19 protein-coding genes and 1 pseudogene are annotated in these 17,867 nt (G+C 59.1%); 5 read left to right on the top strand and 15 right to left on the bottom strand.

Annotated features, from left to right (window positions below; genetic code table 11):
* Nucleotides 1-198: 198 nt before the first annotated feature.
* From ALP40_RS04925 to ALP40_RS04915, 3 genes are all read right to left on the bottom strand, one after another.
* Nucleotides 199-1,218, bottom strand: a complete 1,020-nt coding sequence (locus tag ALP40_RS04925; protein ID WP_122207147.1) for a TRAP transporter substrate-binding protein — start codon at nt 1,216-1,218, stop codon at nt 199-201.
* A 64-nt stretch (nt 1,219-1,282) separates the two neighbouring features.
* Nucleotides 1,283-2,563, bottom strand: a complete 1,281-nt coding sequence (locus ALP40_RS04920) for a TRAP transporter large permease subunit (protein WP_122207146.1) — start codon at nt 2,561-2,563, stop codon at nt 1,283-1,285.
* On the bottom strand, nt 2,560-3,117 hold the full coding sequence (locus tag ALP40_RS04915; RefSeq protein ID WP_122207145.1) for a TRAP transporter small permease: 558 nt from the start codon (nt 3,115-3,117) through the stop codon (nt 2,560-2,562). Before ALP40_RS04915 ends, ALP40_RS04920 begins: the two co-directional genes overlap by 4 nt.
* A gap of 755 nt (nt 3,118-3,872) precedes the next feature.
* Here ALP40_RS04915 and ALP40_RS04910 point away from each other — a divergent pair.
* On the top strand, nt 3,873-4,823 hold the full coding sequence (locus ALP40_RS04910) for a DNA/RNA non-specific endonuclease (RefSeq protein ID WP_122207144.1): 951 nt from the start codon (nt 3,873-3,875) through the stop codon (nt 4,821-4,823).
* 27 nt (nt 4,824-4,850) lie between these two features.
* Here the strand turns inward: ALP40_RS04910 and ALP40_RS04905 are convergent.
* From ALP40_RS04905 to ALP40_RS04895, 3 genes and pseudogenes are all read right to left on the bottom strand, one after another.
* Nucleotides 4,851-4,970 (bottom strand): annotated as a pseudogene (locus tag ALP40_RS04905) (rhizopine-binding protein); the annotation flags it as partial.
* Between the two features lie 75 nt (nt 4,971-5,045).
* Nucleotides 5,046-5,879, bottom strand: a complete 834-nt coding sequence (locus tag ALP40_RS04900) for a DUF1206 domain-containing protein (RefSeq protein ID WP_122207143.1) — start codon at nt 5,877-5,879, stop codon at nt 5,046-5,048.
* Between the two features lie 110 nt (nt 5,880-5,989).
* A complete protein-coding gene (locus tag ALP40_RS04895) occupies nt 5,990-7,081 on the bottom strand; it encodes an SMP-30/gluconolactonase/LRE family protein (protein WP_122207142.1) in 1,092 nt (363 codons plus the stop codon).
* Nucleotides 7,082-7,268: 187 nt separating this feature from the next.
* On the opposite strand from ALP40_RS04895, the gene ALP40_RS04890 reads away from it, so the two are divergent.
* The 3 genes from ALP40_RS04890 to ALP40_RS04880 all read left to right on the top strand — a co-directional run bounded on the left by ALP40_RS04890 (nt 7,269) and on the right by ALP40_RS04880 (nt 9,212).
* Entirely contained in the window at nt 7,269-7,634 is a 366-nt protein-coding gene (locus tag ALP40_RS04890) for a hypothetical protein (protein ID WP_122207141.1), read from the top strand.
* A 9-nt stretch (nt 7,635-7,643) separates the two neighbouring features.
* Entirely contained in the window at nt 7,644-7,826 is a 183-nt protein-coding gene (locus ALP40_RS04885; protein WP_004886489.1) for a DUF1289 domain-containing protein, read from the top strand.
* A gap of 105 nt (nt 7,827-7,931) precedes the next feature.
* A complete protein-coding gene (locus ALP40_RS04880) occupies nt 7,932-9,212 on the top strand; it encodes an MFS transporter (RefSeq protein ID WP_258197790.1) in 1,281 nt (426 codons plus the stop codon).
* On the opposite strand, the gene ALP40_RS04875 is transcribed toward ALP40_RS04880, so the two are convergent.
* A complete protein-coding gene (locus tag ALP40_RS04875) occupies nt 9,199-9,948 on the bottom strand; it encodes a carbon-nitrogen hydrolase family protein (protein ID WP_122207139.1) in 750 nt (249 codons plus the stop codon). The two genes, ALP40_RS04880 and ALP40_RS04875, sit on opposite strands and share 14 nt — an antisense overlap.
* A 299-nt stretch (nt 9,949-10,247) precedes the next feature.
* Between ALP40_RS04875 and ALP40_RS04870 the strand changes: the two genes are divergently transcribed.
* Complete coding sequence (locus ALP40_RS04870; RefSeq protein ID WP_122207138.1) at nt 10,248-11,549, top strand: Nramp family divalent metal transporter; 1,302 nt, start codon at nt 10,248-10,250, stop codon at nt 11,547-11,549.
* A gap of 215 nt (nt 11,550-11,764) precedes the next feature.
* Here the strand turns inward: ALP40_RS04870 and ALP40_RS04865 are convergent, their stop codons facing one another.
* From ALP40_RS04865 to ALP40_RS04835, 8 genes are all read right to left on the bottom strand, one after another.
* The gene (locus ALP40_RS04865) at nt 11,765-12,166 is read right to left on the bottom strand and encodes a biopolymer transporter ExbD (RefSeq protein WP_122207137.1); all 402 of its coding nucleotides are present in this window, start codon (nt 12,164-12,166) and stop codon (nt 11,765-11,767) included.
* Nucleotide 12,167: 1 nt separating this feature from the next.
* Nucleotides 12,168-12,890, bottom strand: a complete 723-nt coding sequence (locus tag ALP40_RS04860) for a MotA/TolQ/ExbB proton channel family protein (protein WP_122207136.1) — start codon at nt 12,888-12,890, stop codon at nt 12,168-12,170.
* Nucleotides 12,891-12,974: 84 nt separating this feature from the next.
* Nucleotides 12,975-13,790 (bottom strand): energy transducer TonB, encoded by an 816-nt coding sequence (locus ALP40_RS04855; RefSeq protein WP_122207135.1) that lies wholly within the window; start codon nt 13,788-13,790, stop codon nt 12,975-12,977.
* Between the two features lie 285 nt (nt 13,791-14,075).
* Nucleotides 14,076-14,198, bottom strand: a complete 123-nt coding sequence (locus tag ALP40_RS25720) for a hypothetical protein (RefSeq protein WP_409077497.1) — start codon at nt 14,196-14,198, stop codon at nt 14,076-14,078.
* A 90-nt stretch (nt 14,199-14,288) separates the two neighbouring features.
* The gene (locus ALP40_RS04850) at nt 14,289-14,783 is read right to left on the bottom strand and encodes a copper chaperone PCu(A)C (RefSeq protein WP_122207134.1); all 495 of its coding nucleotides are present in this window, start codon (nt 14,781-14,783) and stop codon (nt 14,289-14,291) included.
* On the bottom strand, nt 14,777-15,382 hold the full coding sequence (locus ALP40_RS04845) for an SCO family protein (protein ID WP_122207133.1): 606 nt from the start codon (nt 15,380-15,382) through the stop codon (nt 14,777-14,779). Before ALP40_RS04845 ends, ALP40_RS04850 begins: the two co-directional genes overlap by 7 nt.
* Nucleotides 15,383-15,509: 127 nt before the next feature.
* Nucleotides 15,510-15,878 (bottom strand): DUF2946 domain-containing protein, encoded by a 369-nt coding sequence (locus ALP40_RS04840; protein ID WP_147478294.1) that lies wholly within the window; start codon nt 15,876-15,878, stop codon nt 15,510-15,512.
* Between the two features lie 171 nt (nt 15,879-16,049).
* Nucleotides 16,050-17,636, bottom strand: a complete 1,587-nt coding sequence (locus ALP40_RS04835) for a sensor domain-containing diguanylate cyclase (RefSeq protein ID WP_122207131.1) — start codon at nt 17,634-17,636, stop codon at nt 16,050-16,052.
* Nucleotides 17,637-17,867: the final 231 nt, after the last annotated feature.

Below are 17,867 nucleotides of genomic sequence, written 5' to 3'. Positions count from 1 at the left end.
CTCCCCTGCGGTCAATTAAATAACGCGAGCTGCAGATTGCTCTTATACAAAGCATATCGACGCTTGTTGTCCGTTATTTAAGACTAATTTCAGGAACTGACCGTTTTAAATCGGCCTATACCGTCTTGAGAAGCCGCATCGGGTTCCCGGGGAGAACGCCGATGCGGCTAAAGGACGTTACACAGGCTCGAAGCAGCCTTATTGTGCGGCGCGTACCTTAGCTATTTCGTCGTACATCATCTTCACCAGACCGGCATCCAGTTGCTGCGAGAATTCGTCGATCACAGGTTTAACCCGCTCACGAAACCGGTCTTTCTCGGCCGGAGAAATATCGTTGACTGCAATGTGCTCTTCCAGATTGGCCCGAGCCTTGTCCATGCTGGCGGCCGTCACTTCCCGCTGGAAAACCTGCGCCTTGGCCGCCGCATCGCGAATCAGGGCCTTTTCGTCGTCGTTCAAACGGTTCCAGGTTTTCTGACTCATGATCAGCGATTGCGGATTGAAGATATGCCCGGTCACGGACAGGTACTTCTGCACTTCGAAGAACTTGCTGCCTTCGATCACCGTAAACGGGTTTTCCTGACCGTCGATGGTGCGCTGTTCAAGGCCGGTATAAACCTCGGGAAATGCCATCGGCACCGGATTGGCGCCCAGCGCTGAAAAGGTTTTCAGGTAGATGGGTGACTGGATGACGCGGATTTTCAAGCCCTGCATGTCTTCAAGGCGAGTGATGGGATGCTTGCTATTGGTAACGTTGCGAAACCCGAGATCCCAATAACCCAACGCAACCAGTCCTTTGCTGTCGAGCTGTGCGGCCAGTTTCTGGCCGATGGGGCCATCGATCACCGCATGCGCTTCCTTCACGTCGTTGAACAGGAACGGGAAATCGAGCATGGCGAAATCCGGCGCTTGAGCGGCAAGAATACCGGAGTTGAGCACCGTAATATCCAGCGTGCCGCCCTGCAACGCAGACACCGTCTGCACATCGCCGCCCAGCGTACCACCGGGGAACAGTCGTACCTTGATCTTGCCGCCACTGCTTTCACTGAGCAGATCGGCAAACTTCTGCGCGCCCTGCCCCTGAGGGTGTTCCTTGACGTTCTGAAAGGCAAAACGCAACGTGCGCTCGCGAATGTCCGCAGCCTGGCTGGCCACGCTCGCCAGCAGCAGGCTGGTGGCACAGGCCCCGGCCAGCAAGGTTTTGATCAGTTTCTGCATGTCACTCTCCGGTCTTGTTATTGGAAGTCGTCTGGGTATAGAAAGGCCAAAGGTCGCTCTGGCGTCAACGGGACAGAAAATGCAGGGGCGCCAGCACCAGTTGCGGGAACAGCACCAGCAACAACAGCACGACAAGTTGCGCCAGCATGAACGGCCATACACCGCGGATAATCTCGTCCATGCTGATCTTCGAGACGCCGCACACCACGTTGAGCACGGTGCCTACGGGCGGTGTAATCAGGCCGATGGCGGTGTTGATCAGAAACAGCACGCCGAAGTACACCGGATCAATGCCCGCCATCGTCACGGCAGGCATCAGAACCGGCGTCAGGATCAGAATGGTCGGAGTCATGTCCATCACGGTGCCGACCATAATCACCAGCAGCATGATCACCATCAGTAGCAGCGTCGGGTTGTCCATAAACGGTTCGAGCAGGGAAGCCAGTTGGTCAGGCAGCTCGGCAATGGTCACCAACCAGGACGACACCATCGCGGCGGCCACCAGCAGCATCACCACTGACGTGGTTTTGGCGGATGCAAGCACCAGGTCGTACAGCTGATTGATCTTCAGCTCGCGGTAGATCACCAGCGACACGAACAAGGCATACACCGCCGCGACCACGGCGGCTTCGGTCGGCGTGAAGATGCCGAACTTCAACCCGAAGACGATGATCAGTGGCAGGCCCAGCGCCCATGAGCCGTCAATGAGCGTGCGCACAATCTCCTTGCCGCTGCGCTTGGGCGGCGTTTCGACATGCTCGCGACGGGATATGAACCACCAGGCGATCGCCAGCGCCGCCCCCAGCATCAGCCCAGGGACGATGCCGGCCAGAAACAGCTTGGAGATCGAAACGCCGGACGCGACCCCGAACACGATGAAGCCAATGCTCGGCGGGATGATCGGCGCAATGATGCCACCGGCGGCGATCAGCCCGGCCGAGTGCGAACGGTTGTGCCCGGCATGAACCATCATCGGCACCAGCAGCGCAGCCAGTGCCGCGGCATCGGCGACCGCCGAACCGGACAACGACGCCAGCAGGCAGGAGGCGATGATCGCCACATAGCCCAACCCGCCGCGCTTATGGCCCACCAGCGCCATCGCGATGTTGACGATACGTTTGGACAGGCCACCGGCGTTCATCAACTCGCCTGCCAGCATGAAGAACGGCACGGCCATCAGCGGAAAGCTGTCGGCCCCGTTGAGCAGGTTCTGGGCGATGATCTGCGCATCGAACAGGTCCAGGTGCAGCATCAACGCGACGCTCACCAGCAACAGGGCGAACGCAATCGGGATACCCAGCGCCATGCTGCCCAGCAACGAACCGAGAAAGATCATCAGCGTCATGGTCGGTCACCTCGCGAGGCAGACGACAGGTCGGGCTTGATGGCGGCGTCGGCTTGGTTTTCGCTGACCGGGAGCAGCTCCTCGGCATCGAGCCTGCCGCTCAAAGTCAGACACATCTGGTAAAGCAGGATGGCTGCGGCACTGACGCCAAACACCAGTCCGGCGGCATAGAACACGGCCATCGAAAACCCGGACGCAGGCGCCACGACATGCAGATTGATCACCGCCTGCTGCCAACTGCCACTGGAAATCAGCCAGCAGATGTAGAGCATCAACAACTGGCTTGCGATCAGGCAAATGCGCTGCCCCAGCGGCGGCAAGCGTTTGACCAGACTGTCCAGACCGAGATGGCCGCGCTCTTTCATCGCCACCAGCGCTCCGAGAAAAATCATCCAGACGAAGAACCAGCGCGAGAGCTCTTCGGACACACTGATCCCCGAGTTGAACGCATAGCGCAGTACGACATTGCCGAACACCAGCACGACCATTGCCACCATGCACAGCACGATCAACAGTTTGAGCAGCTTGAAATACAGATCGACGATTTTCGTCATGGGCCAGACCTCGCAGATGCACAAGAGCCAGCGCAACGGCCAGACACCATGAACGCCCTATCGATGAGATGGGCAGGCAGTGACGTGGGCTGCGCTGAAGCGGATGGGCGAATCGGAAAACTACTGCGAACGAATACAGCCAATGCCTGCATAGCGGCATCGGACGTCAACGACGGGTGAAGGTGAAACGGAAAGAATCGGTCCCTGGAGCATGACGGTGTGCCTCGATTGTTCTTATTGTGTTCCTGCCTGGAACGGCACAGGCGGTTATGGGATAAAAATGTACCAGCCGGTTAATAACGTCAATGGGTTTTGAGAAAGGCGAAGCGGAACCGGTTCTAAAATCTGTCTACATCATTCGCCAAGAACGACGATTTGCCGTGATCCGCGCTAAAAAAACACTTTCTTAAACATTCATATTTCGTGAAAGATCGCGCGATACCGGGCGATTATCGGCTAAAACAGCGAAGGTCTTGGCGAAATCCGCTTCCGCCCGCAGGCCGTAGGAGCTCCCGGAGGTTACGACGGCAGCGATGGGCTGCGCAGCAGGCCCCGGGTTTTAACGGATGCACCGCGTTTGCAGGTTTGCTGCCGGTGCCCGGCAGATCGCGGGCAAGCGCGCTCCTACGGGCGGGTATCTGCTCCCAGACAGTGTTCAGCCACTCAAGCTCAGCACGCACGCAAACCTGACGCAGCGCTGTCATGCGTCTATGGTGAACTGAATGGAAACCACGCCCACCGCAGGAGCAAGCGCAGTGCCTGACAAGACTTTGAAAGCCGATCTCACCTATCGCCCACGCCTGGCCGACCTCAAGCCTCTCAACCCGCCCGCCAGCCTGCTGGCGCCGCAGGCCGAGCCGCTGGTGTCGCCACGCACCACGCCTGCCAGCGAATTGAAATCACGAAAAGGCTACGCGGAGAATTTTCTGGGCGACTTCGTGGTGCCTTGGCCCTCGCCGGACACTGAGCTGGCCGCCGACGTCTATCCCCTGAAAAACACCGGGGATCGGCTGGACTACATGCACTTCTCGATCACCATGTCGCGCAGTCGACGCCTGGCCCTCTACGTGGGCGTGAACATCGATGGCGACAGCAGCGTGGAGGTCAAGCGCAGCAACGATCAATGGTCGCTCGATGGCAGGTTGCCAGCCGACGCACAGATTGGTGAAAGCCTGTATGCAAGCAACCTGCTGGATCGCGGGCATCTGGTCAGGCGGCAAGACCCCAACTGGGGCAAAGACGCGCAAACCGCCAATGCTGACACCTTCCACTTCACCAACTGCTCGCCACAGATGAGCGCGTTCAACCAGAAAACCTGGCTGGAACTGGAAGACTACATTCTGGACAACACCCGCCGCTGGAAATCACGGGTGACGGTGTTCAGCGGGCCAATCCTGCGCGACGATGATCGCAGCTACCGCAACGTGAAAATCCCTTCGGCCTTTTGGAAGGTCGTGGCGTTTCTCGGCGATGACGGCAAGCCATCGGCCAGCGCTTACATGATCGACCAGAGCCGCGAACTGGGCGAGTTGAGCATCGTCTTCGGCCAGCTCAAGACTTGGCAACGCAGCGTCGCGCAGATCGAGCAGCTCACCGGTATCGACTTCGGCAAGTTGGCGGACTATGACGGTTTCTCCAACGAGGAGCGCCTGACCGGCACCCGCATCGAAGCGCAGATCCGAGGACCGCAGGACATCCGGCTGTAACAACCCGGCGGAAGCACTGCCCGGGCATTATTCGAATTGCTGGCGGTTTTCCGGGGTGATCAGCTTGAACGGTACCCAGATCACCGGAGACGCCAGCGTTTCACCTCGCGCTATGCTCAATGCTGCGTCCACGGCGCCGTTGGCCTGCTCGGCTTGCTGGCAAATATGGACGACGGGGTCAGGGGGCGCCTGACGCAACCTCAGGCGCGCCCCTGTCGTCACTCAACGAAAATGCCGAGTAACCGCATCCGGCGCATCAGGGACATCCATATTGATACGCCGCCAGGCCGCCTGAGCGAAGCTGTACACCGAAAATGCAATCAGCCCGAGCGCCACGACCAGCAGCACCAGTCCACCGGCGGGAAGGTCCTGCAGGCCGTTGAGGGCATCCTTCATACCCGGTGGGTGCATCGCCTGATAGCTGGAACCGCTCACGACAAGCAGCACGGCGATCTCGATGAAGGCCACGCCTCGGGCAATCAGACCGAAGCGCGAGACAGGACGCACATAACGCATGACGTCTTCGTCGGCCTCGAAATACTTTTCGAACGATGCCTTGTAACCCTTGATGATGTGGACGATGCCCAGTGCCAGCGGCACCAGCGCCACCACATAAACCAACAGGTTGGAATGGTCCCAGGACAGGATCGACTGCAGCAGATCCTGCGTCTGGCCGCCGCCCGAACCACCGGAGCTTTTCAGACCGCTGATCAAAAGCCCCGCGGCGAAGAAGGCCAGCGCGCCATACGTGATACCGCCTACCAGCAGACCACCACGGATCACCAGCCCCTTGAGTTCGCGACCGTGATGATCGACATCGCGGGTCGCTTGCAGCACACGCCAGGCGGCGAACGCGAGCAGGCCCACCACGACGATACCGACCAGCACGTTACCGAACGGCTGACTCAACAAAGCTTCAAGGCTGCTATGGCTGTCTGCCGGTTGCGAGGAGCCCTGCGCTGCCAGTACGGCGAACAGACCGATGATCAGATAAACAACACCACGAGCGGCGTAACCGCCTCGTGCAAGCATGACAAGGCTGCGTTGCGCAGACATAAGGACCTTCCCTGAAAAGAGTGATACACGAACAGACCCGTGACCACTCAAGGGGTTCGAAGCAATTGAGGTGCAGCGCGAAATGAACCGCTCTGCACCCTAACGTAGCGTCAGGCGAAGGTGGCGCCTCGGGCGTTGACGAACACCGAGTACAGCGCATGGCTGCTCGCCATGAACAGCCGATTGCCTTCCCGGCCGCCAAAACAGATATTGGCGCAACGTTCCGGCAATGTGATGTGGCCGATGGCCTTGCCCTGTGGATTGAACACCCGCACACCGTCGAGTTTTTCAAGATCAGCCTGGGGATTGCCGTTGCCGCCCCAGCCGCACCACAGATTGCCGGCCTCATCGCACTTGATGCCGTCGATGGCGGCGTAGTCCGCCCCTTCGACGTGCTTGCGGCGCGCGCCTAGCGTGCCGTCGTCGTTGACCGTCATGGCCCAGATAATGCCATTGGGTTTGGCGCGGCCTTCCACGACATAAAGGGTTTTTTCATCCGGCGAGAAGCACAAACCGTTGGGCCCGGCCAGGTCATCAATCACTCGGCTGACCTTGTTGTCGGCCTGATCGATGCGATAGACCCCAAACGGCTGCGATTGCGGCACCTTGTGGCCTTCGTAATCGCTGTTGGCCTGGAACATGGGATCGGTGAACCAGATGGAGCCGTCCCGCTTGCACACCAGGTCATTCGGCGAATTGAAGGGCTTGTCCTCGAAACTGTCGGCCAGCACGGTGATGCGCCCGTTGTATTCAGTGCGGGTGACACGCCGCCCCTCATTAGTCGTCGATGACCCTTCGCAGACCAGCAGACGGCCCTGACGATCACGGCACAGTCCGTTGGAAAAATTCGAGTGCTCGCGGAACACCGACAGGCTCCCGGTGACTTCATCCCAACGCATGATGCGGTTGTTGGGAATGTCGCTAACCAGCAGGTAGCGACCATCGCCGATCCACACCGGCCCCTCTGCCCAGCGCATGCCACTGGCGAGTTTTTCGACGCTGGCATTGAAGATGCGCAGGTCAAGAAAGCTGTCGTCCAGCACATTGATCAACGGATCGGGATAGCGCTGGGTCAGTGGTTCGGCGAGCGAAAAGCGTGGCAATGCGCCGATGGCTGCAACGCTGGCCGACACCGCCAACGACTTTTTCAGAAACCCCCTGCGTCCTTGGTCGGCAGCACTACCTGCTTGAGAAATATCCATGATTTATGTCCCTTATTTATTGTCGGTGGGTACGACATCGCTCCTGTTTGGCGATGTCCAGGCAATCTGACAGCCGAAAAGCTGTTTGTGTACCATCACCGGATCATGAATGAACGCGCTGGGGCCTGACGTCAAATTCAGGTATCGTGCAGCGCCATCTGTTTCAACACCATCCGAGGACTCACGCATGCCGTCGAGCAAACGCGAACAGGCACAGACAGAGCGGCGCCTGGTCGCAGCACTGACACACGCCTGCGAAACGGCAAAGTCCGAAATCGAGGGCTTCCGCTGGCTGACCCACGAGGTCGACTACGCCGTCTTTCCGGAAAGCCTTCAGGTGATTTGGGTATTCGATACCGTGGTGGCAAAAGATCAGGCGGTAAACCAAGGGCTGGATAAACGCATGATCCAGCTGACCGCCGAGGCGCTGGACGAACTCGACATCCAACTGAAGGCCCTGCCCAGACAGGTGCATGTGGACAGTGAAGAACAGTGCCAACGCGAGAACGGTGGCAACTGGGCGCTGCGGCTTTTACGTAAATACGCCAGGTGAGGTGGATGCATGGCCAAGGACATTGAAAATCCCTGCATTTCGGTGTGCCAGCTCAGCGGCGACTTATGCGTGAGTTGTGGCCGGACCAAGGACGATATCCGTAAATGGAAGCGCATGAAGCGCCCGGAAAAAATGGCGGCCGTACAGCGGGCCACCCAGCGCATGAAAAGCTTGCAGAAAAAGACTGTCTGAAACCTTTAATTCATGAAACATGCTGAAACTTATTTAAAACGATTCAGGTCTGTATTTCCCGTGGCTCGGTGGGTTGGAGTCTGACGAATTACGAGAATGCTCGCCTTGGCCAGTCACGCAGATCGCCGCAATACCCTCTCCCTGGACAGCCTCAATTTCTTCCTCGCCGATGTGCGCGACGGACTAGGCCCGTATCTGGCCATCTACCTGCTTGCGGTCCATCATTGGGACCCGGCCAGCATCGGCGTGGTGATGACCATCGCCGGCATTGCCGGGTTGGTGACGCAGGCCCCGGCTGGCGCACTGATTGACAGGACGACCTACAAACGCGCGATCATCGCTGCTGCCGCGCTGCTGGTGACATTGAGTTGTCTGGTGTTGCCGTTTACGTCGTCATTTACGCTGGTGGCATTGACCCAGGCGTTGAGCAGCGTAGCAGCGTCCGTGTTTGCCCCCGCCATTGCGGCCATTTCGCTGGGCATCACCGGCCCTCGCGCCTTTACCCGACGCACCGGTCGCAACGAGACCTTCAATCACGCGGGTAATGCCTGCGCCGCGCTGCTGGCCGGGGGGTTCGCCTACCTGTTCGGCCCGGTCGCCGTGTTCTATTTGATGGCGGTGATGGCGCTGGCGAGCATCCTGGCGGTCAGCTTCGTTTCAGCCGAAGCGATTGACCACGATGTGGCCCGAGGTTTCGACGCCAGTCATAAGGCCCATGACGGTGCGCCTTCAGTTCTCAAGACTTTATTGAGCAACAAGCCGTTGCTGTTGTTTGGCTTCTGCTGCGCCCTCTTCCACCTGGCCAACGCCGCGATGCTGCCACTGGTGAGTCAGAAGCTTTCGCAGATCAACATGCAGATGGCCACGCCTTTGACCTCCGCGTGTATCGTCGCAGCACAACTGGTCATGGTCCCGGCGGCCCTGCTGGTGGGCATGAAAGCCGACGTGTGGGGCCGTAAGCCTTTGTTGTTGGCAGGCTTTCTGATTCTGCCGATTCGCGGCGTACTCTATACGTTGTCTGATGACCCGTACTGGCTGGTGGCGGTGCAGATGCTGGACGGTATCGGCGCAGGCCTCTTCGGCGCGCTGTTCCCATTGATGGTCAAGGACCTGACCCAAGGCACCGGACGCTTCAACGTCAGCCTGGGCGCGCTCTCCACGATGTTCGGGCTGGGGGCTGCGTTGAGCAACAGCCTGGCGGGGTTCGTGGTGCATACCTCAGGTTACAGCGCCGCGTTCCTGACCCTGGCTGGCGTCGCTGCCGTGGCATTCTGCCTGCTGTGGGTCGCCGTGCCGGAAACCCTGGCTCAGGCCGAACGCAACTCCGATGGAAAAGGCCCGACCGATTCGGACCCTGACGCGATGACCACTGTCACGCCAGCCTGACCGTCTGCACCTGCCAGCCTTGCGGTTGGCAGGTCGCAATCACCAAGCCGTTGCCTGCGGCCTCCAGGCCGCCCACCCAGTTGCCCTTCTCATTCCACAGACCGCTACGGCCTGCCGATTCCCAACCACCGGTGGGTCCGCCGTGGTTGGCCATCAAGACGGGTAAGCCGTGGCGTCGGGCGTGGCCTTGCAGCAGTGCTGCATCGTTTTCGTAACCACCCGGTGAAATCAGCACGCTCGCGGCATACACCCACGCGTTGCCTGCTGCCATGCGTTGCACATGCTCGGGATGACTGAAATCGGCGCAAACGCACAGGCCAACCAACTGCTGCTCCAGCGGCAGAAAACAATCGGTCGATCCGGCTCTGAACACTGCATCTTCGCCGGGGTGCAGGTATTGCTTGGCGTACGCGATGACCTCGCCCTGTGCCGTGAACGTCAACGCACCGATCAGCACGGTGTCGCTTGGCCCCTTCAGCGGCATGCCGACGGTGGTTGTCAGGTTCAGTTGCATGGCCAATGAGCGTAAGGGGTCCAGACGGTTGTCGTGAGGGTCGACCGCCAGCTCACGGGCAATCTCCGGCTCGTAGCCAATCAGGGACAGTTCGGGGAACAGCAGGTAATGGGCACCCCGTTCGGCGGCGTGGCGCATGAAGGTCAGGTGGCCATCCAGATTGCGTGCAAGCTGGCCCCGCTCGGAATGGAATTGCGCAGCGGCGAGTATCGCAATGGGCATGGCAGTTCTCCGTTGGTTGATCATGCAGATCCGCGAGTTGTCCTGGGCATTGTGCGCGAACTTCAGACCGGACGCGTAGCGTCCTGAGGGCCATGCCCACGCAGAGCGTTGTGACGACCAGTGTGACGACTGAGTTGATTGTGCCCATGCTCCGCATCCGCTCTCTAATGTGACGCAGCGCTTCGGAACAATCCGCATTCATAAGAAGTTACATTTGAATCCCCACGCATGTTGTACGACGTCCTATCTTATCTGCGACTGTCTTTCATCTCACTACAAGAACAATGGAGATTCGACACATGCCCGGCAGCCCTTCGATCGACGAAAAGGTTACGCCCGTCGCAGAACCCCGCTTGAAAAAACTCGCCAAGCTGTTGGGGCCTGGCATCATCGCGGTGCTGTCCTGGCTTGGCGCTGGTGATCTGATTACCTCTTCAGTGGCCGGTGCCAGTTACGGCTACGCCATGATGTGGGTGCTGGCGATTTCGCTGCTGCTCAGGTTCCTGATCGTCAACATCATTGCCCGCTTCCAGCTCTGCAATAACCGAGGCATGACGATCCTGCAAGGTTATGCGCAGCTGCATCCATTCTTCGCCTGGTTCATGCTCGCCTATGCGCTGCTGATGGGTCATCTGATCAACGCATACATGATCAAGGGCGCTGGCGAGGCGCTGGCGATGCTGCTGCACATCAACCAGCCGCTGCTCTGCTCGGTCGCAGTGGTGATTGCCGTCTGGCTGCTGGTGGGACGCAACATTTACGCGATGATCGAGGGCGTGATGAAAGTGCTGCTGGCGATCATGACGCTGGCCTTCCTGACCCTGGCGATCATGTCCGGACCGGATGTCACCGGCATCATCAAGGGCACCATCGGCTTCAGCATTCCACCCGATGAGGGCGTGCATGGCGCACTGTTGGTGGCGGTGTCGGTCATCGGAGCAGTAGCCGGCTCCATCGCCAACTTCGTTCACCCTTACGTGATGCGTGAAAAAGGCTGGATTGGGCCTCAACACAAACGTATTCAGCGCAACGACCTGCTGTTCGCGGTCATCGTCGGCATCGTCATCAACCTGGCGATCTGGGTGGTCGGCGTGGAGATTCTGCGCCCCAACGGCATTCAGGTGAACACCTTGGGCGATCTGGGCAAGGCACTGGAGCTGTTCTTCGGTCCGCTGGGCTGGTACATCTTTTTCATCGGCGTGTTCGCCACGCTGTTCGCCAGTATTTCCGGCAAGACGACGGCGTTTCCGATGCTCATCACCGATGCCTTCCAGCACATACGTCCGGAACGCCGCACGCGTTATGGCAAAGAGTTTCATCGTGATCCGATGCACAAGTGGTTCATGTTGTTCATTCTGGTCACCCCGCTGATCTGGTCCCTGCCCGGCATGCCAGACTTCGTGACACTGACCCTGGGCGTCAACGCGCTGAACATCGTCGGCCTGCCGATCATTTCGCTGGGCCTGCTGATCATGTCCAACCAAAAATCGCTGCTGGCCAAGGAGTACCGCAATAACCTGTTCGAGAACATCGCCCTGACCTTCGCCACGGGCCTTGCGCTGTGGGTAGCGTTCCAGCTGGGGACCGAGCTGCTGGGGTAATTCGACATCAGTCCAGGCGCCGTCAGTACACCGAACTGACGGCGTGAGGTTGATGTACCTGAGCCAGCTTTATACCTTTCACATTCAGATACCCACCCTGCATAAGCGGCTGCTTTTTTGTCGTGCCTGAACGTCCTGGAAGAGGCATAAAAAAAAGGGCCACATCTGCCTGAGAATGCGACCCCAAAAGGTGATGGATCCAGGTTGAACCTCGGCTATTTGGCAGTGATCACTGACAGTTTGGTAATCCCGGCCCGCTCGATCGAGGCCATTGCTCGCGCCACTTCGCCGTAATTCACCCCGTCGTCGGCCTGTAACTGCACGCGTACGTCCGGGGCCTTGTCCTTGGCGGCCTTGAGGCTGTTTTCCAACAGGTCCGGCTGGATTTCATCCTTGTTGATGAACAGCTTGCCCTGCCCGTCAATGCTCACCACCAACGGATCTTTCTGCTCCACCGGTGCAACGGATTCGGTCTTGGGGAGGTTGATCGGGATCGAGTTGGTCAGCAGCGGCGCAGTGACGATGAACACCACCAGCAGCACCAGCATGACATCTACCAATGGTGTGACGTTGATCTCGCTGAGCACTTCATCGCTGTCTTGAGTGGAAAAAGCCATGTCAGGATGCCTCCTTCACTTTTTGCCCGGCTGCGGTGGCGCCGGACTTAAGCACCGGATGCAACAGCACCCGGAAGGCACTTTTCTGCGCCAGGCTGAAGAAGTCGTGGGCAAAATCGTCGAGATCGGCAACCGTCAGCTTCAGGCGACGCAGGTAGTAGTTGTAAACGAGTACCGCTGGCACGGCGACCGCGATACCGACGCCCGTTGCCACCAGCGCAGCGCCGATGGGGCCAGCCACGGTTTCAAGGCTCGCAGAACCGGCCGCGCTGATGCCTTTGAGCGCCGACATGATGCCCCACACCGTACCGAACAGACCGATGAAGGGCGACGTGCTGCCGATACTGGCAACGATCGCCAGACCGTTCTCCAGCGAACGACGCTCGCGCACGATCTGCTGACGCAACGAGCGCTCGAGTCGATCCTGATGGTTGATGGACTGACTCAAGTCGTGAGGCTGCGCACCTTCGTTGACCTGAATCGCTGCGTAACCCGCCAGTGCAACGCGGGCGGCAGCACCGGGGTGTTCGTCAGCCAGTTGAGCGGCAGAGTCCAGGCTCGACGCAGCCCAGAACTGCCTGTGAAAGGTGCGATCCTGAGCCTTGAGGCGCGAGAACTGCACGCCCTTGAGCAGGGCCAGGCCCCAGGTGGCGACGGAAAAAATCACCAGCAGCCAGATGACGGCGTGTTCGATGGATTCAAACGGCGAAGCAAGTAGGTTCATGGCGCAGCTCTCTCTGAACAGGGCATGGGGTGTCGCGATGCGCCTTTTGTCAGGTAGCCCGCACGGTCAATCGAATGGGTGGTTTTAGTTGATCTTGAAATCAATGGGCACGCTGACCCAGCCGTCCTGGGCAATATCGTCCTGTTTGGCCGGTACGAAGCTCCAGCGTTTCACCGCGACCAGGGCGGCATCGTCAAGCGACTCGCGACCGCTGCTCTTTTGAATCTGAATTTCGCCGGGTTTGCCGCTGGCCAGTACGTGTACCCGCAACATCACGGTCCCTTCCCAGCCGCGACGCATGGCCAGCGAGGGGTATTCCGGTGCCGGGTTGCGCAAATAACCGGCGCTGGCCGAAGCTGGCGTGACGGGTTTTGGCGCGGGCGGAGCAGGAGGTGCAGGTGCTGCGACTGGCGGTCCAGGTACCAGTGGCGCAGGCGTCGGCTCAACGGGTTTCGCGACCGGCTTCACGACCGGTTTGGGCGGTGTCGGCTTCGGTTTGGGTAGCGGTTTGGGCGGCGGCTTGACGGCCAGCTCATCCTCGACCGGAGGCGGTGGCTCAACCACCGGCTGTACAACAGGCTCCGGTGGCGGCGGCGGTGCATCCACCGGCGGCGCAGGCCTTGAGAATTCGATGGTCATCAGCGGAATTTCCGGCGGTACCACTGGCAACACGGGTGCTGGCTTCTGGCTTAGCCAATAGATCACCGCACCATGCAGAAAGAGCGCAAGCACACCCAGCAGAATGGCTTCCCGGCGGCCAACAAAGGGCTTGGGGGGGCTGTGCAATCGCGATGAAGACAAGGGTCCATGAAAAAGACGCCCCAGATCGACCAGATCGCCATTCGACGTCTGGCGCCGTGGCACATCAAGTGCGCTGGCGGCGGTCTGGACATTGCCCATTGATACACTCCCTGCATTTTTTGATAAAAATCCAGGTTCTGTCGGTATCAGTCACCTTTCCAACGTTGATGTGGCAAGGCAATCATGGCCTAAAAGTGCTTGTTCCTGAAAGGAATATTTGATTCTCTGGTTATTCCTTTAAGAGATATGAGCGGGCTAAGCGGAATCGATATAAGACCGTGGGAGGCGTTCGCTCAGACGCTTGCAGAACGAGGGCTTTCCACATCAAGCCGGACGCAGCCTGCCCCAGTCACGAACCGGCAGGGAAGCGGCGCAGGCCATCGCTTACTGACGGGTATTGAATGAGGCAAGACGGTCTCTCGGTGTACAGACGGTCCAGGGACCGCGATTGACGCTGATCAGTTGATAGCCGTTGATCTGGGTTTTGGACAGCATGGGAGCACTCATATTCACCTCCAGTCGCAAGAGAAATATCGTGATGCCCCGCCTACCTTACTCCTGAGCGGCCTGCCTGTGCGGGCCGCTCAGCCGACAGGCTCAATGCCCGCTGTGATCGCCGTGACCGCTGTGTGCATCAGCGGTCAAGGACCTGGCCACCGCTGTCACTTTGATCGACTCCTTCACACCCTTGGCGTTTTCCACGGTCAGCGTCAACGGTACCTGATCGCCCTCTTTGACTTGCGCCAGCAGCCCCATGAACATTACGTGATAACCGTCGGCATCGAGCGCCACGGTCTTGCCAGCCGGCAGGTCTATGTAAGCGACCTGCCCCATGTTCATCACATCGTTTTTCATGCTCATCTGATGGATCTGAACGGTCTTGGCAACGGGCGAAGCAACGTCAACCAGCTTGCTGTCCTCGCTTGCGGTGATCTGCATGAACGCACCGGTTGCAGGCTGGCCCGGCACGGTGGCGCGTACCCAGGCATCATCAACCCGGGTCTCGGCAAACGCCTGAACGCTCAGGCCCAGCAGCGAGACAGCCAGCAGCATCGGTTTTACGGCGTTACGAATCAGCGTATTCATCAGCATACTTCCATCAAAGTGAGCAGGTCTTCGGCGCATTGCTGGGCAGACAGTTTGTGCGACAGGCCAAGGCGCAACACGCCTCGGGTGTCGTAGACATAGCTGGTAGCGGTGTGAGAGATCGTGTAGGTATCGCCAAGCGGGACCTTTTCGAAGAACACACCGAACTCTTTAGCGGTGGCAGCGGTTTCTTCAAGCGTCCCGGAAAGGGCGACGAAGGTCGGATCGAATGCTTTTACGTAAGCATCGATCACTTGCGGCGTGTCGCGCTCCGGATCCAGCGTGATGAACACCACCTGAAAGGTTTTGCCGTCTTCGCCCATCAACTTTCTGATTTGCGCAGCGCGAGCCAGCGCCGTCGGGCAAATGGCCGGGCATTGGGTGAAACCAAAGAAGACCATCGGCATCAGGCCGCGAAAGCTGGACAGCGTCTTGACCTCGCCTTTCGGGTCTTTGAGCCGGAAGTTGCGACCGACGATTTCATTGCTCATGTCCTTGCCATGCTTGAAGGGCAAAGCATTGGAGTTGCCGCAGCCGGCCAGCAGGCCAAGGCTGAGCAGCGAGAGGCCGGAGACGACCTCGCGGCGGGTGAAATTCTGCGTCATGTATTACGTCCCTTGAAGGATAAGGCGCGACCACGGGTATCTAACCGGCAGCCATTCCCGTAAACCGGCAAGACCAACAGCATCGTGTCGATGCCTTGCCACAAACGATGAGCATAGGCGTCCACGCTCAAGGCGCCTGCGGCAAACACCCCGGCGAGACATGACGAGGCACTTCGCGAATCAACCTGTGCGGCAGGCGTAACCTGACATTCAGGGCGCGCGCCAGCCAGCCAAGGCCGATGAAGAACAACAGCGCAACGGTCAGCTTGCCGGCGAAAACGCAATCGAACATGGCCAGTTGCATGACCAGGGCATGACTGGCTTTGTCCAGCGAAGGCAAGGCGGCCCCTGCGTCGCCGCAGATGTCGTCCGCTGAAACCGACGAAATCGCCGACAGCATCTGCCCATGTCCGAAACCGCACGCCACGCCATTGAACAGGACGAAGCCGTACAGCATCCAGGCGATGAGTGAGCGGTGGGTTCGGACGAAATTCATGGCGGCGAATCTACCACTCACTCGTGCTGGCGAACACCGCGAATGCTGTTACAAAAAACGTGCTGACAGGCTAACCGTGCTGTGGCGGGCCGCAGCGCGGGTGCGACAAAACGGCACAGGGCGTGGGTGTGATGCAGATGTGCTGTGTCTGGGGAATTCCGCAGCGCAGACTCAGGACAGGGTATCAGAGGCCTGACTGGGAGTTTCGGCAGAGGGATCATGGCCATTCGTCCAGGCTGGCAACGTGTCGTTCACCGCTTCAGACGCGACGCTCACCCGGTTGCGGCCCTGTGATTTGGCGGCATACAGCGCCCGGTCCGCCAACTGAATCAGCCCGCGCTGATCCAGTTGTCGATCGGTGCCGACAAACGTTGCCACCCCGAGGCTGACGGTCACGATCTCGAACGGGCTTGCCGGGTGCGCGATGCGCTGTTCCTGCAACTTGAGCAGAATGCTTTCGGCCACTCGGCGTGCGCTCGCTTCGTCGGTGCTGGGCAGCACCACGGCGATTTCTTCACCGCCATAACGGGCAGCGATGTCGCCAGGACGGCGTATGCATTGCTCGACGAGCCGACTGATTGCGACCAGGCACTCATCCCCGGCCAAATGGCCAAAATGGTCGTTGTAGCGTTTGAAATGGTCGGCATCGATCAGGATCAACGACAAGATACTGCGCTCGCGGCGGGCGCGCTTGAATTCAAGTTCGATGAACTGATCGAAGCGCCTGCGGTTGGCCAGGCCGGTCAGTTTGTCTTCAGAGGCAATCAACTCAAGGTTCTGGTTGAGTTCGATCAACGCTGCCTGCGACACCCGCAACTGCTCCTCGACCCGGATGCGGCTGTGGATATGGCCGATCAGGCGAACCCCCAACCCTACCACCAGCGCGAGTAGCACCAGCACAAGCAACAGCGATTGCTTGGCCTGCCCCAGCCAGGCACTCATGGCTTCCTCTTGGCCCAGCGCGACCACCGTCACCAGCGGATAGACGTCGCTGCGCTTGAACGCGTAGAAACGCGGCACACCGTCCAGTCGGGATACAAATTCAGTGATACCAGAATGCGCACTTTGATAACGCCCGAAAATGGGCGTCGAGGACAGGTCGCGACCGATGTCGTTTTCACGATAGGGAAACCGCACATGCAGCCGCCCGCTTGCCGACGTCAGACTAATGACCCCGGAACTGCCCACCTGAATGCCGGAATAGAATTTGATCAGATAATCAATGCTGATGGTCACCACCATCAGGCCTGCAAAGCTTGAGTCCGGGTGATTGATCCTGCGGCTCACCGACACCACCCACTGCCCGTTGGCACGGCTGCGGATGGTCGGGCCAATGAACGGGGCACGTCCTGGGTTTTCGGCGTGGTGCCTGAAAAACTCCCGATGCGTGCTGTTGATGCCCACCGCGTTGTCGTTGGTGGAGAAGGTGCAGATGCCCTCGGCGTTGTACAGCGACACACTGCTGATTTGCGGCAAAGCCCCCATTTCACGTGCGATGACCGACCGCAAGCGTTCGACCTGATCCGGTCCGCTGCCGTCCTTTTCTACACGCTCAGTCAGGCCGATGAGCATCAGCTCGCTTTGCTTGAAAATGCCGTCGGTGTAAGTGCTCAACGCGCTGGCCAGGTTTGCGCTGCTGGTTTGAATGTTTTCGAGGGTTTTCTGGCGAGCAGTCCAGGTTTGCCAGGCCATCAGCAGCACAACGCAGGTGCAGACTGTGCAGATCAGCCATGAGGCAAGTCTGAGATCGCGTTTCAAAACCTGCCTCCGTAAGCAATGAGCGCTCGCGCAACCGACTCGCACGAAACCTGAGCGTGGGTATTCAGATACATCGATAGTCCTTCATCGGCATCACAGTCGTGAGCCAAGGCGCCCGATGTCGCACCCGGGAATCGCTTGGGGCGACTGAATGAAGCGGGATCACACGGCAAACAGGGGTCAACATACGCGTAAGCGTGTGGATTGGATCACAAGTTGAAGAATATTTTT

Origin of the sequence: Pseudomonas viridiflava, from assembly GCF_003702045.1 — a bacterium.
GTDB classification, from domain to species: Bacteria; Pseudomonadota; Gammaproteobacteria; order Pseudomonadales; family Pseudomonadaceae; genus Aquipseudomonas; species Aquipseudomonas viridiflava_C.
The sequence above is the reverse complement of the archived record's forward strand: the minus strand, read 5'-3'. Positions and strand labels throughout refer to the sequence as shown.